Source organism: Bradyrhizobium sp. CCBAU 25360 (assembly GCF_028128695.1).
GTDB lineage: Bacteria > Pseudomonadota > Alphaproteobacteria > Rhizobiales > Xanthobacteraceae > Bradyrhizobium > Bradyrhizobium ottawaense.
Genome location: NZ_LBJA01000041.1, coordinates 295098 through 317865 on the forward strand (window position 1 = coordinate 295098; position 22768 = coordinate 317865).

Consider the following 22768-nt stretch of genomic DNA (forward strand, 5'->3'; position numbering starts at 1 on the left):
ATTGGCGGTATTTAACGGCGGTGGAACCTTCTATAAGAGTCCCCGTTAAGCCAGTTCCCCATCAGTCGCGGACAACATCCCATGACCTTTACGCTGCCCCCACTCCCTTACGCCTATGACGCCCTCGGCCAGTTCATGTCGAAGGAGACGCTGGAATTCCACCACGACAAGCATCATCAGGCCTACGTCACCAACGGCAACAACGCGCTCAAGGGGACCGAATGGGAAGGCAAGTCCCTTGAAGAGATCGTCAAGGGCTCGTTCGGCAAGAACCCCGCGGTGTTCAACAATGCCGGCCAGCACTACAACCACATCCACTTCTGGAGCTGGATGAAGCCCAATGGCGGCGGCACCAAGCTGCCGGGCAAGATCGAGAAGAAGATCAACGAAGACCTCGGCGGCTTCGAGAAGTTCAAGACCGACTTCCAGGCGGCCGGCGTCGGCCAGTTCGGCTCCGGCTGGTGCTGGCTCCAGGTCAAGAACGGCAAGCTCGAGATCTCCAAGACCCCGAACGGCGAGAATCCGCTGGTGCATGGCGCCACCCCGATCCTCGGCTGCGACGTCTGGGAGCACTCCTACTACATCGACTACCGCAATCGCCGCCCCGATTATCTCAAGGCGTTCGTCGAGAACCTCGTCAACTGGGAATACGTCGAGTCCCTGTTCGAGAAGGCCTGAGTTTACTCCGTCATCCCGGGGCGATGCGCAGCATCGAACCCGGGATCTCGAGATTCCGGGTTCGGCTTCGCCGCTCCGGAATGACAACAAGGGGCGGTCGCTCGCGCGGCCGCCTTTTTTGCTGTGCGGAATTGCCCTGCGTGGCGCGCGCACGGGTCTGTCATCCTACTGTTTGCATCGTGTGGAGGCCGCCCTTAATCAGGACGGGCATCACCCTCGAGCCAACCGAGCCCGTTGTCAGAACCTTCCCCGAAAGACCCGGCGCCTGCCGAGGACGTCGAGTCCGAGCCGCGGCCGGGGCGAGTGCGCAAGCCGATCGGCTGGTCGACGATCATCATCGCCGCGCTGGTCGCGGTGAGCGCGGCGCTGGTCTGGCGGCGTGATGGCACCGACGGCGTTCTCGATATTCTCACCCACGATCTCTCGCTGTTCTCAGGCATCCTGCCGCGCGTGCTCGCCGGCTGCCTGCTCGGGGCCTTCATCTCGGAGATCCTGCCGCATGAAAAGGTCTCGCGCTCGCTCGGGCCGAAATCCGGCCTGACGGGCCTTCTGATCGGCACAGCCTTCGGCGCGATCCTGCCCGGCGGTCCCTTCACCGCCTATCCCGTGGCGAGTGCGCTGCTCGCGGTCGGCGCCGATTTCGGCGCAACCATCGCCATGGTCGTGAGCTGGACCCTGATCGGCTATGGCCGGGCAGTGGCCTGGGAAATCCCGATCATGGGCACCGACTTCACGCTGTGGCGGATTCTGATCTCGCTGCCGCTGCCGGTGCTCGCAGGGGCCCTCGGCCGCTTCGTCTATGTCCGGCTCTATCCGAAGCGCGAAAGCGACGAGGACCCGGCATGAGCGCCGCGCTTTTCATCGACATCCTGTTGTGGGGCTCGGTGTTCGGCGTCGGCCTGATCGCGTTTCGCCGCGGCCCTCCGGTGTTCAAGGCCTCGCTGCGCGAAGGCTCGATGGACTTCATCAACATCGTGCCGCGGATCGCGCTCGGGGTGATCGGCTCCGGCTACATCGCCGCCATCATCCCGCAGGAGGTGATCACCGGCTGGCTCGGCCCGGACAGCGGCTGGCTCGGAGTTGCGACCGCCGTGGTCGCCGGCGCCGCCACCCCCGGCGGCCCCGTGATCGGCTTCTCCATCGGCACGGTGGCGCTGAAGTCGGGCGGCGGGGTGCCGCAGGTGGTGGCCTATGTCGTCGCCTGGGCCCTGTTTGCCTTCCAGCGTGTGATCTTGTGGGAAATTCCCTTCATGCCCGCCCGCTTCGTCTGGTTCCGCTGTGCCGTGTCGGTGCCATTTCCATTCGTGGCAGCGGCCATTGCGATGGTGATCGGCAAGCCCTGACACCCGGGTCGTGGACAGGGGTAATGTTATAATATAACGTCTCTGCATGGTTCCCGCCGCGTCCCACGCCCATCATCACGATCATGCTCACGGTCATTCCCATGACCATTCGCCTGCTCATGGCCATTCGCACGGGCACGACCACACCCACGCCCATGTCCACGACGCGGCCTCGCCGCATCCGGCCCAGGCCGCGCCCTGGTCGATCCTGCGCATGACCATGGCCGCGCGCCTCGGGGCCGCGCTCGCCGTCTGTGCCGTGCTCTGGGGCGTGGTCTTCCTGGCGATGAGGTGATGATGGCGGCGCTGCACTTTCACAACGTGACGCTCGGCTATGACCGGCATCCCGCGGTGCACCATCTCAACGGCGAGGTCGCGCGGGGCGCGCTGGTCGCCGTGATCGGCCCGAATGGCGCGGGCAAGTCGACCCTGCTGCGTGGCATCGTCGGCATCCTCCGGCCGCTCGACGGCAGCATCCATCTCGGCGGGCTCGACTCTCGCGATATCGCCTATCTGCCGCAGAGCGCGGAGATCGACCGCAGCTTCCCGATCTCGGTGTTCGACTTTGTCGGCACCGGGCTGTGGCGCAACGCCGGCCTGTTCGGTGGCATCGGCAAGGCCGCGCGCGGAAAGATCTTGCGCGCGATCGCCTCCGTCGGCCTCAACGGTTTCGAGAACCGTCCGATCGGCACGCTCTCGGGCGGCCAGATGCAGCGAGTGCTGTTTGCGCGCGTGCTGCTGCAGGACGCTTCGCTCATCGTGCTCGACGAGCCCTTCAACGCCATCGACAGCAAGACCACCGCCGATCTGCTCGCGCTGGTCAAGCACTGGCACGGCGAGGGCCGCACCGTGCTCGCCGCGCTGCACGACATGGAGATGGTGCGCAACCATTTCAGCGAGACGCTGGTGCTGGCGCGCGGCCCCGTGGCGTGGGGACCGACGGCGGAGGTGCTGACGCCGGAAAACCTGCTGGTGGCGATGCGGATGTGTGAGGCCTTTGACGACACCGCCGCGGCCTGCGCGGCCGATGACATCAACTCGCGGGCGGCGTGATCACCGATGCTCTATGACGCGCTGATCGGTCCCTTCACCGAATTCGAGTTCATGCGGCGGGCGCTGGCCGCCGTGATCGCATTGTCGCTGGCCGGCGCGCCGATCGGCGTCTTCCTGATGCTGCGGCGGATGAGCCTCGTCGGCGATGCCATGGCGCATGCGATTCTTCCCGGCGCTGCGGTCGGCTTCCTCCTCTCCGGCCTCAATTTGTTCGCGATGACGGCGGGCGGACTCATCGCCGGCTTCGCCGTCGCCATCCTCGCCGGCGTCGTCGCGCGCTCGACCGGGCTGAAAGAGGACGCCTCGCTCGCGACCTTCTACCTGGCCTCGCTGGCGCTCGGCGTCACCATCGTCTCGATCAAGGGCACCAATATCGACCTGCTCCATGTCTTATTCGGCAACATCCTCGCGATGGACGACCAGACCCTGCTGGTGGTCGCCTTCAACGCCACGGTGACGCTGCTCGTGCTCGCGGTGATCTACCGGCCGCTGGTGATCGAGAGCGTCGATCCCTTGTTCTTGCGGACAGTCAGTCGCGCCGGCGGTCCCGCGCATCTCGCCTTCCTTGCGCTGGTCGTGATCAACCTCGTCAACGGCTTTCAGGCGCTCGGCACGTTGCTGGCGGTCGGCCTGATGATCCTGCCGGCTGGTATCGCGCGGTTCTGGTCACGCGATCTCACCGTCATGATCTGCATCGCCGTGGTCGCCGCTGCGGCTTCCGGCTATGCCGGCCTCGTGCTGTCGTTCCAGACCCGCGTGCCGTCGGGCCCTGCGGTCATTCTCGTGGCGACGGTGCTCTATATCGTCTCCGTGCTGTTCGGCCGCGTCGGCGGCATCGTCCGGCAACTGTTTCCCGGCCGGCATCTGGAAGCGTGACGGCGATGCGACTCATCCTGCTTTGTCTGCTGTTGCTGACTGCCTCGCCGCTGCACGCCGCGGAACGGCTCAACGTCGTTGCGAGCTTCTCGATCCTCGGCGATTTCGTCCGTAACGTCGGGGGAGATCGGGTCAACGTGACGACGCTGGTCGGCCCCGATAGCGACGTCCACGTCTATACGCCCGCGCCAAGCGATGCCAAGCGGGTCGCGGAGGCAAAGCTCGTCATCGTCAATGGGCTTGGGCTGGAGGGCTGGCTGCCGCGGCTCGTGCAGTCTGCAGGTAGCAAGGCAGTGGTCGTCACCGCGAGCGCCGGCATCACGCCGCTGAAGCTCGGCTCGGCCGCAGACCCCCATGCCTGGCAGTCCGTCCCCAACGCCAAAGCCTACGCAACCGACATCGCCAATGCGCTGGCCGCGGCCGCCCCGGATGATGCGGACTTCTTCCGGGCCCAGGCAAAAGCCTATCTTGAAAAGCTCGAAACGCTCGACCGCGAGGTCCGCGAGGCCGTGGCGAAAATCCCGCCGGAGCGGCGCAAGGTGATCTCCACCCATGACGCCTTCGGCTATTTTTCCGCCGAATACGGTATCCAGTTCATCGCCCCCCTGGGGGTCTCCACCGAAACCGAGCCGAGCGCCCGGGACATCGCGGCCATCATCGGCCAGATCAAGGCCCAAAAAATACCGGCCGTGTTCCTGGAAAATATCAGCGATGACCGGTTGATCCGGCGGATCGCGGCGGAGACCGGCTCAAAAGTCGGCGGGACCCTGATTTCGGACGGTTTGACCGGCGAAAAGGGGCCTGCACCCACTTACATTGATATGGTCAGGCACAATATAAAGGCCCTGACCAGTGCGCTTGACCACTAGGGCAGGGGCCACCCCGCCTCGCGTCGCGCGAAAAAGCCCTATGTCCGGAGTTGTTATGTCTGAAGCGACCTCCCAGAAAATCCCCGTGACCGTCCTGACCGGCTATCTCGGTGCCGGCAAGACCACGCTCTTGAACCGCATCCTGTCCGAGAACCACGGCAAGAAATACGCCGTCATCGTCAACGAATTCGGCGAGATCGGCATCGACAACGACCTCATCATCGGCGCCGATGAGGAAGTGTTCGAGATGAACAATGGCTGCATCTGCTGCACCGTGCGCGGCGACCTCGTGCGCATCATGGACGGCCTGATGAAGCGCAAGGGCAAGTTCGACGCCATCATCGTCGAGACCACCGGCCTTGCCGATCCGGCGCCGGTCGCGCAGACTTTCTTCGTCGACGAGGACGTGCAGAAGAACGCCCGCCTCGATGCCGTCGTCACGGTGGCCGACGCCAAGTGGCTGTCCGACCGGCTCAAGGACGCGCCCGAGGCCAAGAACCAGATCGCCTTTGCCGACGTCATCGTGCTGAACAAGACCGATCTCGTCAGCAAGGGCGAGCTTGCCGAGGTCGAAGCCCGCATCCGCGGCATCAATCCCTATGCGAAACTCCACCGCACCGAGCGCTGCTCGGTGGCCCTGGCCGACGTGCTCGACCGCGGCGCCTTCGATCTCGACCGCATCCTCGATATCGAGCCGGATTTCCTGGAGGCCGACGATCATGACCACGACCATGATCACCACCATCACGGCCACGATCATCACCACCATGATCACGGCCACGGCCTGAAGCACTATCACGACGAGGACATGCAGTCGCTGTCGCTCAAGACCGACAAGCCGCTCGATCCGAACGTGTTCATGCCCTGGCTCCAGAATTTGGTGCAGGTCGAGGGCGGCAAGATCCTGCGCTCCAAGGGCATCCTCGCCTTCCACGACGACGACGACCGCTACGTCTTCCAGGGCGTCCACATGATGCTGGAGGGCGACCATCAGCGGAAGTGGAAGGAGGGCGAGCCGCGCGAGAGCCGCCTCGTCTTCATCGGCCGCGAATTACCGGAAGAGGCCATCCGCAAGGGTTTTGAGAGCTGCATCGTCTCGTGATGAAAGAGTTTACGCCGGCCCCCGATACCGCCTCGATCGTCTCCGTCACCGATCGCGTCAAGCCTGTTACGCTCGGCATGGGCGTGACCTCGGTGCATTTCCTTGGCCCCCGCGCCGCCTTCGTCGGCGGCGAAGAGAACGTCGCGTTCGTGGACGCCCAAGGCGAAATCACGACGGTCGCCGTGCATGGCGGCGGCATTCTCTCGACGGCCTCCGACGGCAAGCGCCTCGTCATGGGCGGCGACGACGGCAAGGTCGTCTCGCTCGACGCCAAGGGCGAGGTGACGCTGCTCGCCACCGATCCCAAGCGACGCTGGATCGATGCGGTGGCGCTGCATGCGGACGGCTCCTACGCCTGGTCGGCCGGCAAGACGGCGTTCGTCAAGAGCGGCAAGACTGAGGAGAAGTCGCTCGAGGTGCCCTCGACCGTCGGCGGGCTTGCGTTCGCGCCGAAGGGCCTGCGGCTCGCGATTGCCCATTACAACGGCGCGACGCTGTGGTTTCCGAACATGGCGGGATCAGCCGAATTCCTGCCCTGGGCCGGCTCGCATCTCGGCGTCACCTTCAGCCCGGACAACAAGTTCCTGGTCACCACGATGCACGAGGCGGCGCTGCATGGCTGGCGGCTTGCCGACAACAGGCATATGCGCATGACCGGCTATCCCGGCCGCGTCCGCTCGATGTCCTGGAGCGCGGGCGGCAAGGCGCTGGCGACCTCGGGTGCCGACACCATCATCCTGTGGCCGTTCGCCAGCAAGGACGGCCCGATGGGCAAGGAGCCCGCGATGCTGGCGCCGCTGCAGGCGCGGGTCTCCGTGGTCGCCTGTCACCCCAAGAACGACATCCTCGCCGCCGGCTACAGCGACGGCACCGTGCTGATGGTGCGGCTGGAGGACGGCGCCGAGATCCTGGTTCGCCGCAACGGCACCCCGCCGGTGGCTGCGATCGCCTGGAACGCCAAGGGCACGCTGCTCGCCTTCGCCGATGAAAATGGGGACGGCGGTCTGCTGGAGCTTTAATCCGTCATGGTTCCGGCCGTAGGGTGGGCAAAGGCGCCCTTGCGCCGTGCCCACGATCTCTCCGCGAAACAATAGTGGTGGGCACGTCGCGCGAAGAGCGCGCCTTTGCCCACCCTACCGCATCCTCAATGGCGGCGCGAATAGATGCGATTTCTAACGACCTTCCAGATTGCTGATTTTGCCGACACGCTGGTCAGCCTGTTCACGGCCTTCGTACTGGGCACGCTGATCGGCGCCGAGCGGCAATATCGCCAGCGCACCGCGGGCCTGCGCACCAACGTGCTGGTCGCGGTCGGCGCCGCCGCGTTCGTCGATCTCGCCATGCATCTGACCGGCGCCGACGGCGCGGTGCGCGTGATCTCCTACGTCGTCTCCGGCATCGGCTTCTTGGGCGCCGGCGTCATCATGAAGCAGGGCATGGACGTCCGCGGGCTGAATACCGCGGCGACGCTGTGGGCCTCGGCCGCGGTCGGCTCCTGCGCCGGCGCCGACATGATCGCGCAGGCGGCCGCGCTGACTGTGTTCGTCATCGCCGGCAACACCATGCTGCGCCCGCTGGTCAATGCCATCAACCGCATCCCGCTGAACGAGAAGGCCTCCGAGGCGACCTACTATTTCAAGCTCGCGGTTGCGGCCGACGCCCTGCCCGAGATGCGCGACCGGCTCGTCGACAAGCTCGAAGCCGCGAAATATCCGGTGGCGGGTATCGAGGTCGTCGAGATCGGCGAGGACATGCTCGAGATTGTGGCGAAGCTGGTCGCGAGCGCGGTCGATCCGAACGAGTTGAACACCGTTGCGACCGATCTCCAGCACCTGCCGGGCGTGCGCCACGCGACCTGGGAAGTCAGCACGACGGAGTAAGCGCGGCGTTTTGGCGCGCAGGCGCGCAGTTCCACCTTGCCGGGAACGGAACCCTGGTCGGGCAATTTCGTTGATCCCGCGGACAAAGGCGGTGATCGACATGACGGTCAATGACAAGCGCAGACTGAAACTCGACTTGGTGATCGCCTGTTCGCTGTTCGCAGCAGGTGTCGTGATATCAGGCATATCGATCGCGCAGATCCGCGCCGAGAGCCGGATGCAGCTGGCGCAGGCGACACCGCCGCTTCAGGGCACGCCTTCCGACGAGCAGAGCAAGGTGCCCGCGGAAGCCAAGCCCGGCGGCGACCGGCCGACTACGCCGGCCCCCGAGCCTGCACGCCCCGAGCCGCAGACACAAGGCGCGGCGACCAAGCCGGCCCTGCCGCCGGCACCGGCGGAGAAGATCGCGCCGCCGATCGAGAAGAAGTAGGTCTCTTCGTCATTCCGGGGCGCGCATAGCGCGAACCCGGAATCCATTGATCCCTGCCGCCCGATGGATTCCGGGCACGACGCTACGCGCCGCCCCGGAATGACGGGCGGAGAGAGGCGCCGTTTCACCGCACCAGAATATTCCGGAACTGCCAGGGATCGCTGGTGTCGATGTCTTCCGGGAACAGTCCCGGGCGATCCGTCAGCGGCGTCCAGTCGGTGTAGAAACCCTTGACCGGGCCGAGATAGGGGAGCTGGATTTCCAGCAGGCGATCGAAATCCATCTCGTCGGCTTCGACGATGCCTTCGTTCGGGTTTTCCAGCGCCCACACCATGCCGCCGAGCACTGCGGAGGTCACCTGCAGGCCAGTGGCGTTCTGGTAGGGCGCGAGCTTGCGGGTCTCCTCGATCGAGAGCTGCGAGCCGTACCAATAGGCATTGTTGTCGTGGCCGAACAGCAGCACGCCGAGCTCGTCGATGCCGTCCACGATCTCGTTCTCGTCGAGGATGTGGTGCTTCTCCTGCATCTTCGCGGCGCGGCCGAACATTTCATGCAGCGACAGCACGGCATCGTCGGCCGGATGATAGGCATAGTGGCAGGTCGGCCGATAGACCGCCGTGCCCGAGGCGTCACGCACCGTGAAGTAATCGGCGATCGAGATCGACTCGTTGTGGGTGACGAGGAAGCCATATTGCGCGCCGCGGGTCGGGCACCAGGTGCGAACGCGCGTGTTGGCGCCGGGCTGCATCAGATAGATCGCTGCGCCGCAGCCGGCTTCGTGGGTCCGCGCGTTCTCGGGCATCCATTTTTCATGGGTGCCCCAGCCGAGCTCGGACGGCTGCACGCCCTCCGACAGGAAACCTTCCACCGACCAGGTGTTGACGAAGACGTCGGCCTCTTTCGGCTTCTTGGAGCGCTGGGTGTCGCGCTCGGCGATGTGGATGCCCTTGATGCCGGCCTGCCGCATCAAATCTGCCCATTCGGCCTTGGTCTTGGGCTTGGGGGCATTGAGCTTGAGATCGGCGGCGACGTTGAGCAGCGCCTGCTTGACGAAAAAGGAGACCATGCCGGGATTGGCGCCGCAGCAGGAGACAGCCGTCGTCGATCCCGCCGGGCGCGCGCGCTTGGCGGCCAGCGTGGCTTCGCGCAGGGCGTAGTTGGAGCGCGCTTCCGGGCCCTTCGAGGAATCGAAATAGAAGCCGAGCCAGGGCTCGTTGACGGTGTCGATGTAGAGCGCGCCGAGCTCGTTGCAGAGCTCCATGATGTCGGTGGAGCCGGTATCGACCGAGAGATTGACGCAAAAGCCCTGGCCGCCGCCTTCGGTGAGCAGCGGGGTCAGCAATTCGCGATAATTGTCTTTTGTCACGGCCTTCTGGATGAAGCGCACATTCTGCTTCTCGCAATGCGCCCTGCGGCCCTCCTCCTTGGGATCGATCACGGTGACGCGCGACTTGTCGTAATCGAGATGCCGCTCGATCAGCGGCAGCGTGCCTTTGCCGATGGAGCCGAAGCCGACCATGACGATGGGACCGGTGATCTTCGCGTAGATCTGCGAGGCGGGGCTCATGGGATGGTTTCTCCGGAACGTGCTGGCAAACAAATGGTGAGGGGTGGATCAGGCGCTGCGGCGCTTGTCAGATGCTGCGGCGCTTGGCGGTGACTTCGATCTCGACCTTCATCTCGGGCTTGGCGAGGGCGCTGACGACCAGCAACGTCGCCGCCGGCCTGATGTCACCGAGAACCTCGCCGCAGACGGCGAAGTGGGCATCGATGGTGCTGGCGTCGGTGACGTAATAGGTCGCACGGACGATATCGGCCATCGCGAATCCGCCCTCTTTCAGGGCAGCTTCGATGGTCTTGAAGCAGTTGCGTGACTGGCTCGTGACATCGGCCGGCATCGTCATCGTGGTGTAGTCATAGCCCGTGGTTCCCGCGACGAAGGCGAACTCACCGTCGATCACGGCGCGGCTGTAGCCGACGGTCTTCTCGAGCGGAGAGCCGGTGGAGATGAGGCGACGGGACATGTTTCGGACCTCGACTGAAAGGCGTGTTTCGCGGGGTTAAAGGGCGTTTCTCGGGCCTGCGCAACCCCGAAAGAACAGGCGTCAGGACGGCGCAGCCGAGCGTTGCCGCTTTACGCGGCTTCGGTCGTCACCATCATGGCAATCCCTCAGGCCGCGTGCGCATGGAGGGCGCGAAGGACCCTCCGTTTGGACAGGGGCGCGCCGGTCGGAACGATCATCCCCTCGGCGCCATCGAGCGCACCCGCCTGGAATTCGATCGCGAGCAGCCGGTCGCGTTCGAACGGGCCGGGCAGCGCCAGCGCGCCTGTCTTCTCGCCCGAGAAGCCGAAGCGGGCGTAATAGGGGGCGTCGCCGAGCAGGATGATGGCTTGATGCCCGCGCGCCCGGGCGGCGGCCAGCGCTTGATGCATCAGCGCGGCGCCGATCCCGAGCTCGCGGCAGGCAGGGTCTACCGCCAGCGGTCCAAGGACCAAAGCGGGCCTGCCTCCGGCGCTGACGTGCCACAGCCGCACGGTTCCCACGAGCTGTCCCTCGCGCACCGCCGACAGGGCAAGGCCTGCGGCAGGCGCGCGTCCGTCGCGCAGGCGCTGGCAGGTGCGGCCGTGGCGGTTTTCGCCAAAGCAGGCATCGAGCAGCGATTCACGCACCGCGACGTCGGCAGCACGCTCCGCGCGGATCACGAACGGAGCGGCTTTCGAGGTGAGGGCGATCTGTGGCTTCCGAAAAGCGGTCATGGCGCGTCAGTCCCCGCTTGAACCGGCGTGCGCGCAGCACGCCTGTCCAAGACGTCGTCAGATCGAAATGTCAGGGAGGAGCCGGCAAGCCGGCTCCCGGGTTCGTCAGGCCTCAGAGAAAGAGGCGGATCAGATGTGGTACGTCCTCAGCGGCGGGATGCCGTTGAACGCCACCGACGAGTAGGTCGACGTATAGGCCCCGGTGCCTTCGATCAGCACCTTGTCGCCGATCTCCAGCGTGACGGGAAGCGGATACGGGTTCTTCTCGTACAGCACGTCGGCGCTGTCGCAGGTGGGACCCGCGAGCACGCACGGCGTCATGTCCGCGCCGTCATGGGCAGTACGGATGGCGTAGCGGATCGACTCGTCCATCGTCTCGGCGAGACCGCCGAACTTGCCGATGTCCAGGTACACCCAGCGCACCTCGTCCTCGTCGCTCTTCTTCGAGATGAGCACGACCTCGGATTCGATGATGCCGGCGTTGCCCACCATGCCGCGGCCCGGCTCGATGATGGTCTCCGGAATCTGGTTGCCGAAGTGCTTGCGCAGCGCGCGGAAGATCGAGCGGCCGTAGGTCACGACCGGCGGCACGTCCTTCAGATACTTGGTCGGAAAGCCGCCGCCCATGTTGACCATGGACAGGTTGATGCCGCGCTCGGCGCAGTCGCGGAACACCTGCGAGGCCATCGCCAGCGCACGGTCCCACGCCTTCACCTTGCGCTGCTGCGAGCCGACATGGAACGAGATGCCGCACGGCTCCAGGCCCAGGCGCTTGGCAACGTCGAGCACCTCGACGGCCATTTCCGGGTCGCAGCCGAACTTGCGCGACAGCGGCCATTCGGCGCCGGCGCAGTCATAAAGGATGCGGCAGAACACCTTCGCGCCGGGAGCGGCACGGGCGACCTTCTCGACTTCGGCGGCGCAATCCACGGCGAAAAGCCGGATGCCGAGCGCGAAGGCGCGCGCGATGTCGCGCTCCTTCTTGATCGTGTTGCCGAAGGAGATGCGGTCCGGGGTTGCACCCGCGGCCAGCGCCATCTCGATCTCGGCGACCGTGGCGGTGTCGAAGCAGGAGCCCATGGACGCCAGCAGCGCGAGCACTTCCGGCGCCGGGTTCGCCTTGACGGCGTAGAACACGCGGCTGTCGGGCAGCGCCTTGGCAAACGTCTGGTAATTGTCGCGCACGACCTCGAGGTCGACGACGAGGCACGGCTCGGTGTCGAGGCCATCCTTGCGGCGGTTGCGCAGGAATTCCTGAATACGTTCGGTCATAGCACTCTCCCAAACGGCCCAGCGACGGGGATCCGTTCAAAAAATGTCGTCGGATAAGCGCCCCGGCCAGATCACGCGATGGAGGCGTGACGAGCCAAAGACTCAAATCAGACTGTGCTGCCGTGGATTGGTTGGGAATTTCCCGCCCGCACACCTGGCAATGAAGGACAAGCCTTTTCAGTAGCCCGCGCCGGCGTTGGACTGCCGGTAGAGACCAAAAAAGCCCGATCCGTCGTTGCTTTAAGTCGCGTCCCCCGTTGAGAGCGGGGTGCGCCGGTTCGCCTCCGGCTGCCAGTCACGGTTGCAAAGAGCGAAGTCACCTTCGACAAGGCATCTCTTTGAGAGAGATGCTGGACGCTCCGGGTTTGCTTCCTCGTCCGACCTTCAGGCCTTGCGACCTTCAGTCTTCTGACTTCCGCACTTCCGAAGAGCCCCTCGGCTTCTTCACCCCTTGGCGGCTGTCCGGCCTCTTGTCCGGATACCTACCGACTGACACACGACCACAGGCACGTGCGAAATTGGGCAAGAGCGCACATAAGCGTTTTGACTCTGCTTCGCAAGAATTTTTTTAGGCTGAGAACAGAATTGCCTAACATCTGCTTGCGCGGTGTTGCGCGAGCGCCGCGGAAGATGAACGGGCGTTAAGTCTTGAAGCCTCGTGCGCGCGTCTCTCGCGCACGCGAAGCGTCAGCGGCGCTTCGTGAAGGGCTCGACACGCTGGGCCGCGCGGATGAACGCGGTCATCACGAGCACACCGAGCGCGAACAGCACGGCCTGCAGGATGTGCGTGCCCTGGTCGCCGAGCCCGAACAGGATCGCGAGTGCCCAGCCACCGGCGAAGGCCGCGCCGAACACCTCCGCGCCGATCAGGATGGCGGCGCTGATGACGGTGATGACGCTTGGCCAAGCGATCTGACGGGAAGACGAGGAAGGCGCGTTCATGAGCTCAGGGATCCGTGGTCTGTCGAGGGCCGCAATCTCCCCGAAAAGGCGGCCGGGAGCAAGGGCAAATGGCCCAAAAAAGCCCCATCGCGTGCTATAGCTGGCCGCAACAATTGAGCCACGAAATCGGGACTTGTGATGTCAGAACCCCGCCAAATTACGGACTCCGAGACCAACCCGCTGCTGAAGGCCTGGGTGACGCCGTTTGCGACCCCGCCCTTCGACGAGATCAAGCCGGAGCATTTCCTGCCGGCCTTCGAACAGGCCTTCGCCGACCACTCGGCCGAGATCGCGGCGATCACCAACGATCCGGCCGCGCCCGACTTCGCCAACACCATCACCGCGCTGGAGCGCTCGGGCAAGCTGCTGAGCAAGGTGGCGGCCGTATTCTACGACCTCGTTTCGGCGCATTCCAACCCGGCCATCCTGGAGATCGACAAGGAGGTCTCTCTGCGGATGGCTCGGCACTGGAATCCGATCATGATGAACGCCGTGCTGTTCGGCCGCATCGCCCAGCTCCACGAGAACCGCGCCAATCTGGATCTGGCTCCGGAGCAGCTTCGCCTCTTGGAGCGGACCTACACCCGCTTCCACCGCGCCGGCGCCGGCCTCTCCGAGGAGGCCAAGACGCGGATGGCCGAGATCAATGAGAGGCTCGCCCAACTCGGCACCAGCTTCAGCCATCATCTGCTCGGCGACGAGCAGGACTGGGTCATGGAGCTCGGGGAGGCCGACCGCCAGGGCCTGCCGGAGAGCTTCGTCGCCAGCGCCAAGGCTGCGGCAGAAGAGCGCGGCATGGAAGGCAAGGCCATCGTCACGCTGTCGCGATCCTCGGTCGAACAGTTCCTGAAAAGCTCCGCCCGGCGTGATCTGCGCGAGAAGGTCTACAAGGCTTTCACCGCACGGGGCGACAACGGCAATGCCAACGACAACAACGGAACCATCGTCGAGGTCCTCAAGCTGCGCGAAGAGAGCGCCAAGCTGCTGGGCTATCCGACCTTCGCCGCTTACCGGCTGGAGGACTCCATGGCCAAGACGCCGGACGCGGTGCGGAGCCTTCTGGAGCGGGTCTGGAAGCCGGCGCGGGCACGGGCGCTTGCCGACCGCGACGACATGCAGGCGCTGATCACGGAAGAGGGCGGCAATTTCAAGCTCGCTCCCTGGGATTGGCGCTTCTACGCCGAGAAGCTGCGCCTTCAGCGCGCCAATTTCGACGACGCCGCGATCAAGCCGTATCTTTCGCTCGACCACATGGTCGCCGCCGCCTTCGACTGCGCCACGCGCCTGTTCGGCATCACCTTCGAGGAGCGCAAGGACGTTCCGGTCTGGCACCCCGACGTCCGGGTCTGGGAGGTCAAGGGCCCCGACGGCAAGCACAAGGCGCTGTTCTATGGCGACTACTTCGCCCGGCCGTCGAAGCGCTCCGGCGCCTGGATGACCTCGCTGCGCGACCAGCAGAAGCTCGACGGCGATGTTGCGCCGCTGGTTCTCAATATCTGCAATTTTGCCAAGGGCGCCGGCGGCGAGCCTTCGCTGCTGTCGCCCGACGATGCCCGCACCCTGTTCCACGAGTTCGGCCACGGCCTGCACGGCATGCTCTCCAACGTGACCTATCCGTCGCTGTCGGGCACTTCCGTGTTCACCGATTTCGTAGAGCTGCCGTCGCAGCTCTACGAGCACTGGCAGGAGCGGCCAGAGGTGCTGCAGAAGTTCGCCCGTCACTACCAGACCGGCGAGCCGCTGCCCGACGAGCTGCTGCAACGGTTCCTTGCCGCGCGAAAATTCAACCAGGGCTTTGCCACGGTCGAGTTCGTCTCCTCGGCGCTGGTCGACCTCGAATTCCACACCCAGCCGGCCGAAGCGGCCAGCGACGTGCGCGCCTTCGAGAGACGCGAGCTGGAGAAGATCGGCATGCCCGAGGAGATCGCGCTGCGCCACCGTCCGACCCAGTTCGGTCACATCTTCACCGGCGATCATTATGCCGCCGGCTATTACAGCTATATGTGGTCGGAGGTGATGGACGCCGACGCCTTCGGCGCGTTCGAGGAGGCCGGCGATATCTTCGATCCCGCCGTCGCCAAGCGCCTGCACGACGACATCTACGCCTCGGGCGGATCGGTGGATCCGGAAGCCGCCTACGAGGCCTTCCGCGGCCGTCCTCCGGAACCCGACGCGCTGCTGCGCCGGCGCGGCCTGCTCGACGCCGCGAAGGCCGCCTGATGGGCATGCGCGCCTTGTTCGGATTGCTGCTCGCCGCCGGCCTGTCGCTCTCGGCGGGCACGGCGCGTGCGCATCCGCATGTCTGGATCACTGCGACCAGCGAATTGCTCTACGCCGCCGACGGCTCGATCACCGGCGTTCGCCACGCCTGGACCTTCGACGACATGTTCTCGGCCTATGCGGTGCAGGGGCTCGAGAGCAAGACCAAGGGCGCCTATACGCGCGAGGAGCTCGGGCCGCTGGCGCAGACCAACGTCGAGTCGCTGAAGGAATACGCTTACTTCACCTTTGCGCGAGCCGACGGCAAGAAGGAGCGATTCCAGGAGCCGGTCGACTATTTCCTCGACTACAAGGATACGGTGCTGACCCTGCACTTCACGCTGCCGCTGAAGAACCCGGTCAAGTCCAAGCAGCTGGTGCTCGAAGTGTTCGACCGCTCCTTCTTCATCGACTTCCAGATGGCCAAGGAAAGCCCGGTGAAACTGGTCGGCGCGCCCGCCGGCTGCCAGATGAAGCTGGAGCGCCCGAGCGACGGCACCGCGAGCGCGCAGAAGCTCAACGAGCAGACCTTCATGAACGGCGAGAACTCGAATTTCGGCATGATGTTCGCCAACAAGATCACGGTGGATTGTCCTTGATCGGTCGTCTTCAGTCGCCGATTGCCCGCGGGCTTCTTGTCTGCGCCGCCGTTGTCCTCGTCGTGGGTGTGGCCGATGCCGCGCTTCACGATGTCTTCGCGCAAAACCCCTTTGGCGCGCCGCGGCCGGCGCAGGCGGCCCAGCCCGAGACCGGCGGCCTCATCGGCTGGCTATTGGCCAAACAGTCGGAATTCTATCGGCAGATGTCGGCGACCATCCGCGCCGCCAAGTCCGACGGCTCGGCGGTGTGGACACTGCTCTTCATCTCGTTTGCCTACGGCATCTTCCACGCCGCCGGCCCCGGCCATGGCAAGGCAGTGATCGCCTCCTATCTCGTCGCCAACCACGAGACCGCGCGGCGCGGCATCGCGCTGTCGTTCGCCTCGGCGCTGATGCAGTCGCTGGTCGCGATCCTCATCGTCGGCATCTCGGCCTGGGTGCTGAACGCGACCGCCAAGACCATGTGCAAGGCGGAAGGGGCGATCGAGATCGCGAGTTACGCCCTGATCGCGTTGTTCGGGCTGCGTCTCGTCTGGGTCAAGGGCCGCATTTTCATCCGGGCGCTGCAGGCGGCCCAGCCGCTGCCGGCGATCGCCGGCGTGCCGCACGATCATGATCACGGTCATCACCATCATCATGATGCCCACGATCATCACGATCACGGACATGATCACCATCACCACGATCATGGTCATGCGCACGCCCATGCCCACCACGGGCATGACCACGTTCATGACGAACATTGCGGCCATTCCCACGGCCCCACGCCGAGCGAGCTCGCCGGCCCCGGTGGCTGGCGGCGCGGCTTTGCGGCGATCCTGACCGTCGGCATCCGCCCCTGCTCGGGCGCGATCCTGGTGCTGGTGTTCGCGCTCGCCCAGGGCCTGTTCTGGGCCGGCATCGCAGCGACCTTCCTGATGGGATTGGGCACCGCGATCACGGTTGCGGCCATCGCGGTCGTCGCCGTCTCCGCCAAGGACATCGCCGCCCGCCTCAGTGCCGGGCGCGACGGCGGCGGCGCGCTGTTCATGCGCGGCATCGAATTCGCCGCCGCCGGCGTCGTGCTGCTGTTTGGCGCTGGCCTCTTGTTCGGCTACATCGCGGCCGAGCGGACGACGTGTTTCTAGGCCGAGTTTCTCGTGCCCCGGACGCAGCGCAGCGTCCCTTTGACGGTGCGCTGCAGAGCCGGGACCCATCTCTCCGCGCATTAGGACGTAGCTTTCTGGATCCCGGATCTGCGGAGCAGCGCAAGAGCGCTGCACCGCGTCCGGGACACGGCGCCTCACACCGGCAGAAACCGCTTCAGCGCCGGCATGAAGAAGATCCCGAGATTGATCGCAAAGCCGATGCTCCAGAGAATCGAGCGCAGCGTCGGGCGGTTGCCGAGATAGGTCAGCACATAAGCGAGGCGGACGATGAGGAAGAGGGCCGCGAGCTCGTCGATCAGCCGCTGCGGCGAATCCCTGAATTCGGCGAGGAGCACCGCGAAGGCGAAAAGCGGGAAGGTCTCGATGCCGTTCTGGTGCGCGCCGAGCGCGCGCTGCGAGAGCGCGTCCTCGTAGAAGGCGGGGTCGCGCGGCCGGGAATTGTCGAAGCGGCGAAACCTGATCCATTTGATCGAGCCGATCGTCAACAGAGAGAGCAGCAGCGCTCCAAAGACGCACCATTCCGCGAGTGTCATCTTTGCCTCCCCCGCCTGGGTGCGACCCTAGCGAAACCGGCCTCATCTTGACAAGTTCGGACCAACGCGCGACCCACAGGGCCATGACCAGTGTCGTCCCCATCGAGGCCGCGAGACCGGCCGCCCAATCCGCCCTGCCGCGCGCTGGCGTGCTCCTGATCAATCTCGGAACGCCCGACACGGCCGATGCGCCGGGCGTGCGGGTGTATCTGAAGGAGTTCCTCTCGGACGCCCGCGTCATCGAGGATCAGGGCCTGGTCTGGAAGTTCGTGTTGAACGGGATCATTCTGCGCAGCCGCCCCCGTACCAAGGCGCTCGACTACCAAAAGATCTGGAACACCGAGCAGAACGAGTCGCCGCTGAAGACCATCACGCGGTCGCAGAGCGACAAGCTGGCCGCTGCCCTGTCGGACCGGACCCACGTCGTGGTGGACTGGGCGATGCGCTACGGCAATCCCTCGATCAAGTCGGGCATCGACGCACTGATCGCGAAAGGCTGCGAGCGCATCCTGGCGGTCCCGCTCTATCCGCAATATTCCGCCTCGACCTCGGCGACCGTCTGCGACGAAGTGTTCCGCGTGCTCGCCCGTTTGCGCAACCAGCCGACGCTGCGGGTAACGCCGCCTTATTACGAGGACGCGGCCTATATCGAGGCGCTTGCCGTCTCGATCGAGACGCACCTGGCAACGCTGTCCTTCAAGCCGGAGCTGATCGTGGCGTCGTTCCATGGCATGCCGAAATCCTATGTCGACAAGGGCGATCCCTATCAGCAGCACTGCATCGCCACCACCGAGGCGCTGCGTCGCCGGCTCGGCATGGACGAGACGAAGCTGCTGCTGACCTTCCAGTCGCGCTTCGGCAATGCCGAGTGGCTCCAGCCCTACACCGACAAGACCATGGAGCGGCTCGCGAAGGAAGGCGTGCGCCGCCTCGCGGTGGTGACGCCGGGCTTTTCCGCGGACTGCCTGGAGACGCTGGAGGAGATCGCGCAGGAGAACGCCGAGATTTTCAAGCACAATGGCGGCGAGCAGTTTTCCGCGATCCCCTGCCTCAACGACAGTGACCCGGGCATGGACGTGATCCGCACCCTGGTGCTGCGCGAGCTTCAGGGCTGGATCTGATGGGCGTCCCATGAACCGCCGTGAGTGTCTGGCGTTTCTTGGGATGATCGCGGCGCTGCCGGTCCCGGTCCTGGCGCAACAGCCGAACGCGGCACGTCGGCTTGGCGTGCTCTCGGTCACGGCTGCCGATGATGCGATCGGCCAGACCCGCAGCATGGTCCTGGTCAAGGCGCTCGCCGGACATGGCCTGAAAGAGCGCGACAACCTCAAGATCGACTGGCGCAGCGGTGGCGGCGACCGCGCCCGCATCGCGCAGCTTGCCGACGAGCTGATCGCGCTCAGGCCCGACGTCCTGCTCGCGGTCGGCACGCCCTCGGTCGAGGAGCTGCGCCAGCGCACCACGACGATCCCGATCGTGTTCGCCGTCGTCACCGATCCCGTCAGCCAGGGCTTTGTCGAAAACCTCGCGCATCCCGGCGGCAACGTCACCGGCTTCACCGATTACGACGGCCCGCTGGCCGGCAAATGGCTGGAGATGCTGACGCAGGTCACGCCAAAGGTGTCCCGCGTTGTCGTCGTCTACAATCCCGCCACCGCGCCGTTCGCGCCGCTGATGCTGCGGACGATCGAGGACGCGGCACGGACCCTTCAGGTGGCGGTCGAGCCCGCGCCGGTGCATGACGCGGCCTCGATCGCGGCGCTGGGCTTGCGGAAAGACGGTGGGTTGCTGGTGTTGCCGGACTTCTTCACCATGGCCAACCGCGGCGGTCTTCTGGCGGCGATCGCGCAGGCGCGCGTGCCCGCGGTGTTCTGGAGCCGCACCTTCGTCGAGGAGGGCGGGCTGATGTCCTACAGCACCGACAGCGCCGAGCAGCTCCGCCGCGCCGCGGACTATATCGACCGCATTCTGAAGGGCGCGCGGCCAGCCGACCTGCCAGTGCAGAACCCCACCAAATTCGAGCTCGCGGTCAACCTCAAGGCCGCCAGGGAGTGTGGCGTCACACTTCACCCGGGCCTCATTGCCCTAGCGAATGACGTGATCGAATGAAGTCGTCCAATGCGCGCCTTCGGATTCGTTAATTTTTGCCGCTGGGTTTCCGCTGCACGCTTTCAAGGGCCCGCTACAAATACATATCTTGATCCTTCCCCGTTTGGATGTCTTGTGCAGAATTGGATCGATACCGACGTGAATTGCGACCGCTGAACCGGTAGGGTTGCGCTCCCGACCAATGACAGCGCGGGAAAGGGCTTTTCTGCCTTGGAGGAAATATGAGCGGTTTCGACATTTTCGCGATTGTTCTGGTTTTGCTCGTCATCGTCACGCTGGTCGCCGGCGTCAAGACGGTGCCGCAGGGCTATGACTGGACCATCGAGCGGTTCGGCAAATACACCCAGACGCTGAGCCCCGGGCTCAATCTGATCGTGCCCTATTTCGATCGCGTCGGGCGCAAGATCAACATGATGGAGCAGGTGATCGACATCCCCGAGCAGGAGGTCATCACCAAGGACAACGCCACCGTGACGGTCGACGGCGTTGCCTTCTACCAGGTATTCGACGCCGCCAAGGCGAGCTACGAGGTCTCCAACCTGACCCAGGCGATCACGGTCCTGACCATGACCAACATCCGCTCGGTGATGGGTGCGATGGATCTCGACCAGGTGCTGTCGCATCGCGACGAGATCAACGAGCGCCTGCTCCGCGTCGTCGATGCCGCGGTCTCGCCGTGGGGCCTGAAGGTCAACCGCATCGAGATCAAGGACATCGTGCCGCCCGCCGACCTGGTCGAGGCCATGGGCCGGCAGATGAAGGCCGAGCGCGTCAAGCGCGCCGACATTCTCGCCGCCGAAGGCCAGCGCCAGTCGGAAATCCTGCGCGCCGAGGGCGCCAAGCAGGGGCAGATCCTCCAGGCCGAAGGCCGCAAGGAAGCTGCGTTCCGCGATGCCGAAGCGCGCGAGCGGTCCGCCGAGGCCGAGGCCAAGGCGACGCAGATGGTCAGCGATGCGATTTCCAAGGGGGACGTCGCCGCGTTGAACTACTTCATCGCCGACAAATATATCAAGGCGTTCGGCCAGTTCGCGGACGCGCCGAACCAGAAGATCATCATGCTGCCGATGGAAGCAACCTCCATGCTGGGCTCGCTCGCCGGCATCGGCGAGATCGCGAAAGCAACGTTCGGCGAAAGCGCGGCGTCCGCCGCTGCCGCCGCCCGCCGTGGTGGGTCGGTGCCGACGACCGGCAGCACGCCGCCGGCGGTGCCGCCGCGGCAGGGATAGTCCCCGGCGCATGTCCCTTCAGGCGGGGGCATGCACCATGATGGAAGGTCGTGTCATGACCGACATGTTCGTATCGCTCGGCACCTGGAACTGGCTGATCTTCGGCTTCATCCTGATGGCGCTGGAGGTGCTGGCGCCGGGCATATTCCTGTTCTGGCTCGGCTTAGCTGCGCTGCTCGTCGGCCTGATCTCGTTCACCGTCGTCCTATCGTGGCAGATCCAGCTCGTGATGTTCGCGGTGTTCGCCGCCGCCGCCGTGCCGATATGGCGCCGCCTTGCGCGGCCGAAGCCGGATGCAAGCGCCAGTCCGTTCCTCAACAAGCGTACCGAGGCACTGCTCGGCCGCGAGTTCACTCTGGAGAAGCCGATCGTCGATGGCAACGGCACCGTGCGCATCGGTGACACGGTGTGGCGCGTCGCAGGTCCGGATACGCCGGCGGGGACGCGGGTGAAGGTGGTGCAGGTGGACGGTGCGAACCTGACAGTGGCCGCGGCGTGAGGATTCTTCGCCTCTCCCCGCTTGCGGGGAGAGGCGGGATTGCATCGCAGATTCAATCCGGGTGAGCGGACTCTCCGCGAGTCCGTCTCTCACCGTTTGCGCGGAGGCTCCCCCTCACCCCGACCCTCTCCCCGCAAGCGGGGAGAAGGGGAAGAGTCCTTCCACCTCTCCGCAAACCGGTGCAGCGGCATGAACGTCTCGCACAATTCCCGCCCGAGCGGCGTCAGCCCATAACCTCCGCCTTCGCCAAGCTCCACGAACCCCGCCTCGCGCAACTCCGTCAGGCGCGCTTGCAGCACTGTCGGCGAAGCCTCGTCGCAGGCGGTGCGCAGGGCGCGGGAGGTGAGGGGCTCGCCGCGCAACTCCCACAATATTCGCAGGCTCCAGCGCCGTCCGAGCAGGTCCAGCAGCGCCATGACCGGCCGGCCGGTGCGCGAGCCGCGGACGCTTCGTGATGCCGCCTGTTTTGCCATCGCCACCCTCTTGCGACATGCTACAGATAGTGTAGCATGTTGCTATGATAATTGTAGCAAACGAGGCAGCCGATGTCCCATTCCACGCCGCGCATTGCCCCGCTCACCCCGCCTTATCCCCCGGAGATCCAGGCGCAGTTTGATCGTATCATGCGCGGCGCGGCGCCGCTGATCCTGTTCCGGGTGATGGCGGGCCACCGCCGCGCCTGGGACAAGTTTCGCGCCGGCGGTCTGCTCGATCCCGGCCCGCTCTCGCTGCGCCAGCGCGAGATCGTCATCGACCGCACCTGTGCGCTGAACAGATGCGAGTATGAATGGGGCGTGCATGTCGCGGTTTTCGCCGGGCCGGCGAAGCTCGCCGAAGACGAGGTGCGTGCCACAGTGCAGGGCGATGCGACGTCACCGTGCTGGTCGCCGGCCGAACAGGCGCTGGTCGCAGCGGTCGACGCGCTGCATCACCGCGCGACGTTCAGCGATCAAGAGTTTGCCGCGCTGTCGGCGCATTACGACGAGGCGCAGATTCTGGAAATCATGCTGCTGTGCGGCTTCTACCGCACGGTATCGTATCTGGCGAACGGGCTGCGGCTGCCGCTGGAGGAGAACGCGGCGCGGTTTCCGGTGTAGCTGTCATTCCGGGGCACGCGAAGCGTGAACCCGGAATCCATTGGGCAGCGAGCTCGGAGATGAATGGATTCCGGGCTCGCGCCGAATGGCGCGCC

The 22768-nt window shown here is 65.3% G+C and carries 26 protein-coding genes; 19 read left to right on the forward strand and 7 right to left on the reverse strand.

Features of this window, described 5'->3' with window-relative positions; all coding sequences use genetic code 11:
• Positions 1-81: 81 nt before the first annotated feature.
• The 11 genes from XH81_RS23025 (at position 82) to XH81_RS23075 (ending at position 8231) form a co-directional block, all read left to right on the forward strand.
• The gene (locus XH81_RS23025) at positions 82-678 is read left to right on the forward strand and encodes a superoxide dismutase (protein WP_028139981.1); all 597 of its coding nucleotides are present in this window, start codon (positions 82-84) and stop codon (positions 676-678) included.
• A 234-nt stretch (positions 679-912) separates the two neighbouring features.
• On the forward strand, positions 913-1524 hold the full coding sequence (locus XH81_RS23030; RefSeq protein ID WP_028139982.1) for a permease: 612 nt from the start codon (positions 913-915) through the stop codon (positions 1522-1524).
• Entirely contained in the window at positions 1521-2021 is a 501-nt protein-coding gene (locus tag XH81_RS23035) for a hypothetical protein (protein ID WP_018316197.1), read from the forward strand. The genes XH81_RS23030 and XH81_RS23035 overlap by 4 nt, the downstream gene beginning before the upstream one ends.
• Before the next feature lie 46 nt (positions 2022-2067).
• Positions 2068-2316, forward strand: coding sequence for a hypothetical protein (locus XH81_RS23040; protein ID WP_028139983.1), 249 nt, complete (start codon positions 2068-2070; stop codon positions 2314-2316).
• Between the two features lie 2 nt (positions 2317-2318).
• A complete protein-coding gene (locus XH81_RS23045) occupies positions 2319-3074 on the forward strand; it encodes a metal ABC transporter ATP-binding protein (protein WP_028139984.1) in 756 nt (251 codons plus the stop codon).
• 6 nt (positions 3075-3080) lie between these two features.
• Positions 3081-3950 (forward strand): metal ABC transporter permease, encoded by an 870-nt coding sequence (locus tag XH81_RS23050; protein ID WP_028139985.1) that lies wholly within the window; start codon positions 3081-3083, stop codon positions 3948-3950.
• A 5-nt stretch (positions 3951-3955) separates the two neighbouring features.
• Positions 3956-4819: a metal ABC transporter solute-binding protein, Zn/Mn family gene (locus XH81_RS23055; protein ID WP_212474963.1), complete on the forward strand. Its 864-nt coding sequence runs from the start codon at positions 3956-3958 to the stop codon at positions 4817-4819.
• Positions 4820-4874: 55 nt separating this feature from the next.
• Complete coding sequence (locus XH81_RS23060) at positions 4875-5921, forward strand: CobW family GTP-binding protein (protein WP_018316192.1); 1047 nt, start codon at positions 4875-4877, stop codon at positions 5919-5921.
• A complete protein-coding gene (locus XH81_RS23065; protein WP_161966340.1) occupies positions 5921-6940 on the forward strand; it encodes a WD40 repeat domain-containing protein in 1020 nt (339 codons plus the stop codon). The genes XH81_RS23060 and XH81_RS23065 overlap by 1 nt, the downstream gene beginning before the upstream one ends.
• Before the next feature lie 144 nt (positions 6941-7084).
• Positions 7085-7801 (forward strand): MgtC/SapB family protein, encoded by a 717-nt coding sequence (locus XH81_RS23070; protein WP_028139988.1) that lies wholly within the window; start codon positions 7085-7087, stop codon positions 7799-7801.
• 100 nt (positions 7802-7901) lie between these two features.
• On the forward strand, positions 7902-8231 hold the full coding sequence (locus XH81_RS23075; protein ID WP_028139989.1) for a hypothetical protein: 330 nt from the start codon (positions 7902-7904) through the stop codon (positions 8229-8231).
• 124 nt (positions 8232-8355) lie between these two features.
• Here XH81_RS23075 and XH81_RS23080 read toward each other — a convergent pair whose 3' ends face one another.
• From XH81_RS23080 to XH81_RS23100, 5 genes are all read right to left on the reverse strand, one after another.
• Positions 8356-9798 (reverse strand): homospermidine synthase, encoded by a 1443-nt coding sequence (locus tag XH81_RS23080; RefSeq protein ID WP_028139990.1) that lies wholly within the window; start codon positions 9796-9798, stop codon positions 8356-8358.
• Positions 9799-9865: 67 nt separating this feature from the next.
• Positions 9866-10255, reverse strand: coding sequence for a RidA family protein (locus XH81_RS23085; protein ID WP_038950604.1), 390 nt, complete (start codon positions 10253-10255; stop codon positions 9866-9868).
• A 146-nt stretch (positions 10256-10401) separates the two neighbouring features.
• Positions 10402-10989 (reverse strand): GNAT family N-acetyltransferase, encoded by a 588-nt coding sequence (locus XH81_RS23090; protein WP_271596372.1) that lies wholly within the window; start codon positions 10987-10989, stop codon positions 10402-10404.
• Positions 10990-11118: 129 nt separating this feature from the next.
• Positions 11119-12261, reverse strand: coding sequence for a type III PLP-dependent enzyme (locus tag XH81_RS23095; RefSeq protein ID WP_028139993.1), 1143 nt, complete (start codon positions 12259-12261; stop codon positions 11119-11121).
• A 687-nt stretch (positions 12262-12948) separates the two neighbouring features.
• Positions 12949-13203: a hypothetical protein gene (locus tag XH81_RS23100; protein WP_018316184.1), complete on the reverse strand. Its 255-nt coding sequence runs from the start codon at positions 13201-13203 to the stop codon at positions 12949-12951.
• Between the two features lie 138 nt (positions 13204-13341).
• On the opposite strand from XH81_RS23100, the gene XH81_RS23105 reads away from it, so the two are divergent.
• From XH81_RS23105 to XH81_RS23115, 3 genes are read left to right on the forward strand one after another with little or no spacing between them, the layout of a single operon-like run.
• Positions 13342-15423, forward strand: a complete 2082-nt coding sequence (locus XH81_RS23105; RefSeq protein WP_038973460.1) for a M3 family metallopeptidase — start codon at positions 13342-13344, stop codon at positions 15421-15423.
• Positions 15423-16061: a DUF1007 family protein gene (locus XH81_RS23110; protein ID WP_028139995.1), complete on the forward strand. Its 639-nt coding sequence runs from the start codon at positions 15423-15425 to the stop codon at positions 16059-16061. Before XH81_RS23105 ends, XH81_RS23110 begins: the two co-directional genes overlap by 1 nt.
• A complete protein-coding gene (locus XH81_RS23115) occupies positions 16052-17188 on the forward strand; it encodes a nickel/cobalt transporter (RefSeq protein ID WP_085968583.1) in 1137 nt (378 codons plus the stop codon). The genes XH81_RS23110 and XH81_RS23115 overlap by 10 nt, the downstream gene beginning before the upstream one ends.
• A gap of 155 nt (positions 17189-17343) precedes the next feature.
• Here the strand turns inward: XH81_RS23115 and XH81_RS23120 are convergent, their stop codons facing one another.
• Positions 17344-17742: an MAPEG family protein gene (locus tag XH81_RS23120; protein WP_038973461.1), complete on the reverse strand. Its 399-nt coding sequence runs from the start codon at positions 17740-17742 to the stop codon at positions 17344-17346.
• Positions 17743-17825: 83 nt separating this feature from the next.
• On the opposite strand from XH81_RS23120, the gene hemH reads away from it, so the two are divergent.
• The 4 genes from hemH (at position 17826) to XH81_RS23140 (ending at position 21576) form a co-directional block, all read left to right on the forward strand.
• The gene (gene hemH / locus XH81_RS23125; protein WP_038973462.1) at positions 17826-18863 is read left to right on the forward strand and encodes a ferrochelatase; all 1038 of its coding nucleotides are present in this window, start codon (positions 17826-17828) and stop codon (positions 18861-18863) included.
• Positions 18864-18873: 10 nt separating this feature from the next.
• Positions 18874-19851, forward strand: a complete 978-nt coding sequence (locus tag XH81_RS23130) for an ABC transporter substrate-binding protein (protein ID WP_028139998.1) — start codon at positions 18874-18876, stop codon at positions 19849-19851.
• Positions 19852-20072: 221 nt separating this feature from the next.
• Complete coding sequence (locus XH81_RS23135; RefSeq protein WP_028139999.1) at positions 20073-21077, forward strand: SPFH domain-containing protein; 1005 nt, start codon at positions 20073-20075, stop codon at positions 21075-21077.
• A 55-nt stretch (positions 21078-21132) separates the two neighbouring features.
• Positions 21133-21576, forward strand: a complete 444-nt coding sequence (locus XH81_RS23140; protein ID WP_038973463.1) for an NfeD family protein — start codon at positions 21133-21135, stop codon at positions 21574-21576.
• A gap of 89 nt (positions 21577-21665) precedes the next feature.
• Here XH81_RS23140 and XH81_RS23145 read toward each other — a convergent pair whose 3' ends face one another.
• On the reverse strand, positions 21666-22049 hold the full coding sequence (locus XH81_RS23145) for a winged helix-turn-helix transcriptional regulator (protein WP_049806707.1): 384 nt from the start codon (positions 22047-22049) through the stop codon (positions 21666-21668).
• A 72-nt stretch (positions 22050-22121) separates the two neighbouring features.
• Between XH81_RS23145 and XH81_RS23150 the strand changes: the two genes are divergently transcribed.
• Complete coding sequence (locus XH81_RS23150; protein WP_271596373.1) at positions 22122-22673, forward strand: carboxymuconolactone decarboxylase family protein; 552 nt, start codon at positions 22122-22124, stop codon at positions 22671-22673.
• Positions 22674-22768 lie beyond the last annotated feature (95 nt).

Coding starts and splice junctions, on each gene's coding strand:
- XH81_RS23025 (WP_028139981.1), top strand. CDS start 82: ATGACCTTTACGCTGCCCCCACTCCCTTACGCCTATGACGCCCTCGGC.
- XH81_RS23035 (WP_018316197.1), top strand. CDS start 1,521: ATGAGCGCCGCGCTTTTCATCGACATCCTGTTGTGGGGCTCGGTGTTC.
- XH81_RS23040 (WP_028139983.1), top strand. CDS start 2,068: ATGGTTCCCGCCGCGTCCCACGCCCATCATCACGATCATGCTCACGGT.
- XH81_RS23045 (WP_028139984.1), top strand. CDS start 2,319: ATGGCGGCGCTGCACTTTCACAACGTGACGCTCGGCTATGACCGGCAT.
- XH81_RS23050 (WP_028139985.1), top strand. CDS start 3,081: ATGCTCTATGACGCGCTGATCGGTCCCTTCACCGAATTCGAGTTCATG.
- XH81_RS23055 (WP_212474963.1), top strand. CDS start 3,956: ATGCGACTCATCCTGCTTTGTCTGCTGTTGCTGACTGCCTCGCCGCTG.
- XH81_RS23060 (WP_018316192.1), top strand. CDS start 4,875: ATGTCTGAAGCGACCTCCCAGAAAATCCCCGTGACCGTCCTGACCGGC.
- XH81_RS23065 (WP_161966340.1), top strand. CDS start 5,921: ATGAAAGAGTTTACGCCGGCCCCCGATACCGCCTCGATCGTCTCCGTC.
- XH81_RS23070 (WP_028139988.1), top strand. CDS start 7,085: ATGCGATTTCTAACGACCTTCCAGATTGCTGATTTTGCCGACACGCTG.
- XH81_RS23075 (WP_028139989.1), top strand. CDS start 7,902: ATGACGGTCAATGACAAGCGCAGACTGAAACTCGACTTGGTGATCGCC.
- XH81_RS23080 (WP_028139990.1), bottom strand. CDS start 9,798: ATGAGCCCCGCCTCGCAGATCTACGCGAAGATCACCGGTCCCATCGTC.
- XH81_RS23085 (WP_038950604.1), bottom strand. CDS start 10,255: ATGTCCCGTCGCCTCATCTCCACCGGCTCTCCGCTCGAGAAGACCGTC.
- XH81_RS23090 (WP_271596372.1), bottom strand. CDS start 10,989: ATGACCGCTTTTCGGAAGCCACAGATCGCCCTCACCTCGAAAGCCGCT.
- XH81_RS23095 (WP_028139993.1), bottom strand. CDS start 12,261: ATGACCGAACGTATTCAGGAATTCCTGCGCAACCGCCGCAAGGATGGC.
- XH81_RS23100 (WP_018316184.1), bottom strand. CDS start 13,203: ATGAACGCGCCTTCCTCGTCTTCCCGTCAGATCGCTTGGCCAAGCGTC.
- XH81_RS23105 (WP_038973460.1), top strand. CDS start 13,342: ATGTCAGAACCCCGCCAAATTACGGACTCCGAGACCAACCCGCTGCTG.
- XH81_RS23110 (WP_028139995.1), top strand. CDS start 15,423: ATGGGCATGCGCGCCTTGTTCGGATTGCTGCTCGCCGCCGGCCTGTCG.
- XH81_RS23120 (WP_038973461.1), bottom strand. CDS start 17,742: ATGACACTCGCGGAATGGTGCGTCTTTGGAGCGCTGCTGCTCTCTCTG.
- hemH (WP_038973462.1), top strand. CDS start 17,826: ATGACCAGTGTCGTCCCCATCGAGGCCGCGAGACCGGCCGCCCAATCC.
- XH81_RS23130 (WP_028139998.1), top strand. CDS start 18,874: ATGAACCGCCGTGAGTGTCTGGCGTTTCTTGGGATGATCGCGGCGCTG.
- XH81_RS23135 (WP_028139999.1), top strand. CDS start 20,073: ATGAGCGGTTTCGACATTTTCGCGATTGTTCTGGTTTTGCTCGTCATC.
- XH81_RS23140 (WP_038973463.1), top strand. CDS start 21,133: ATGACCGACATGTTCGTATCGCTCGGCACCTGGAACTGGCTGATCTTC.
- XH81_RS23145 (WP_049806707.1), bottom strand. CDS start 22,049: ATGGCAAAACAGGCGGCATCACGAAGCGTCCGCGGCTCGCGCACCGGC.
- XH81_RS23150 (WP_271596373.1), top strand. CDS start 22,122: ATGTCCCATTCCACGCCGCGCATTGCCCCGCTCACCCCGCCTTATCCC.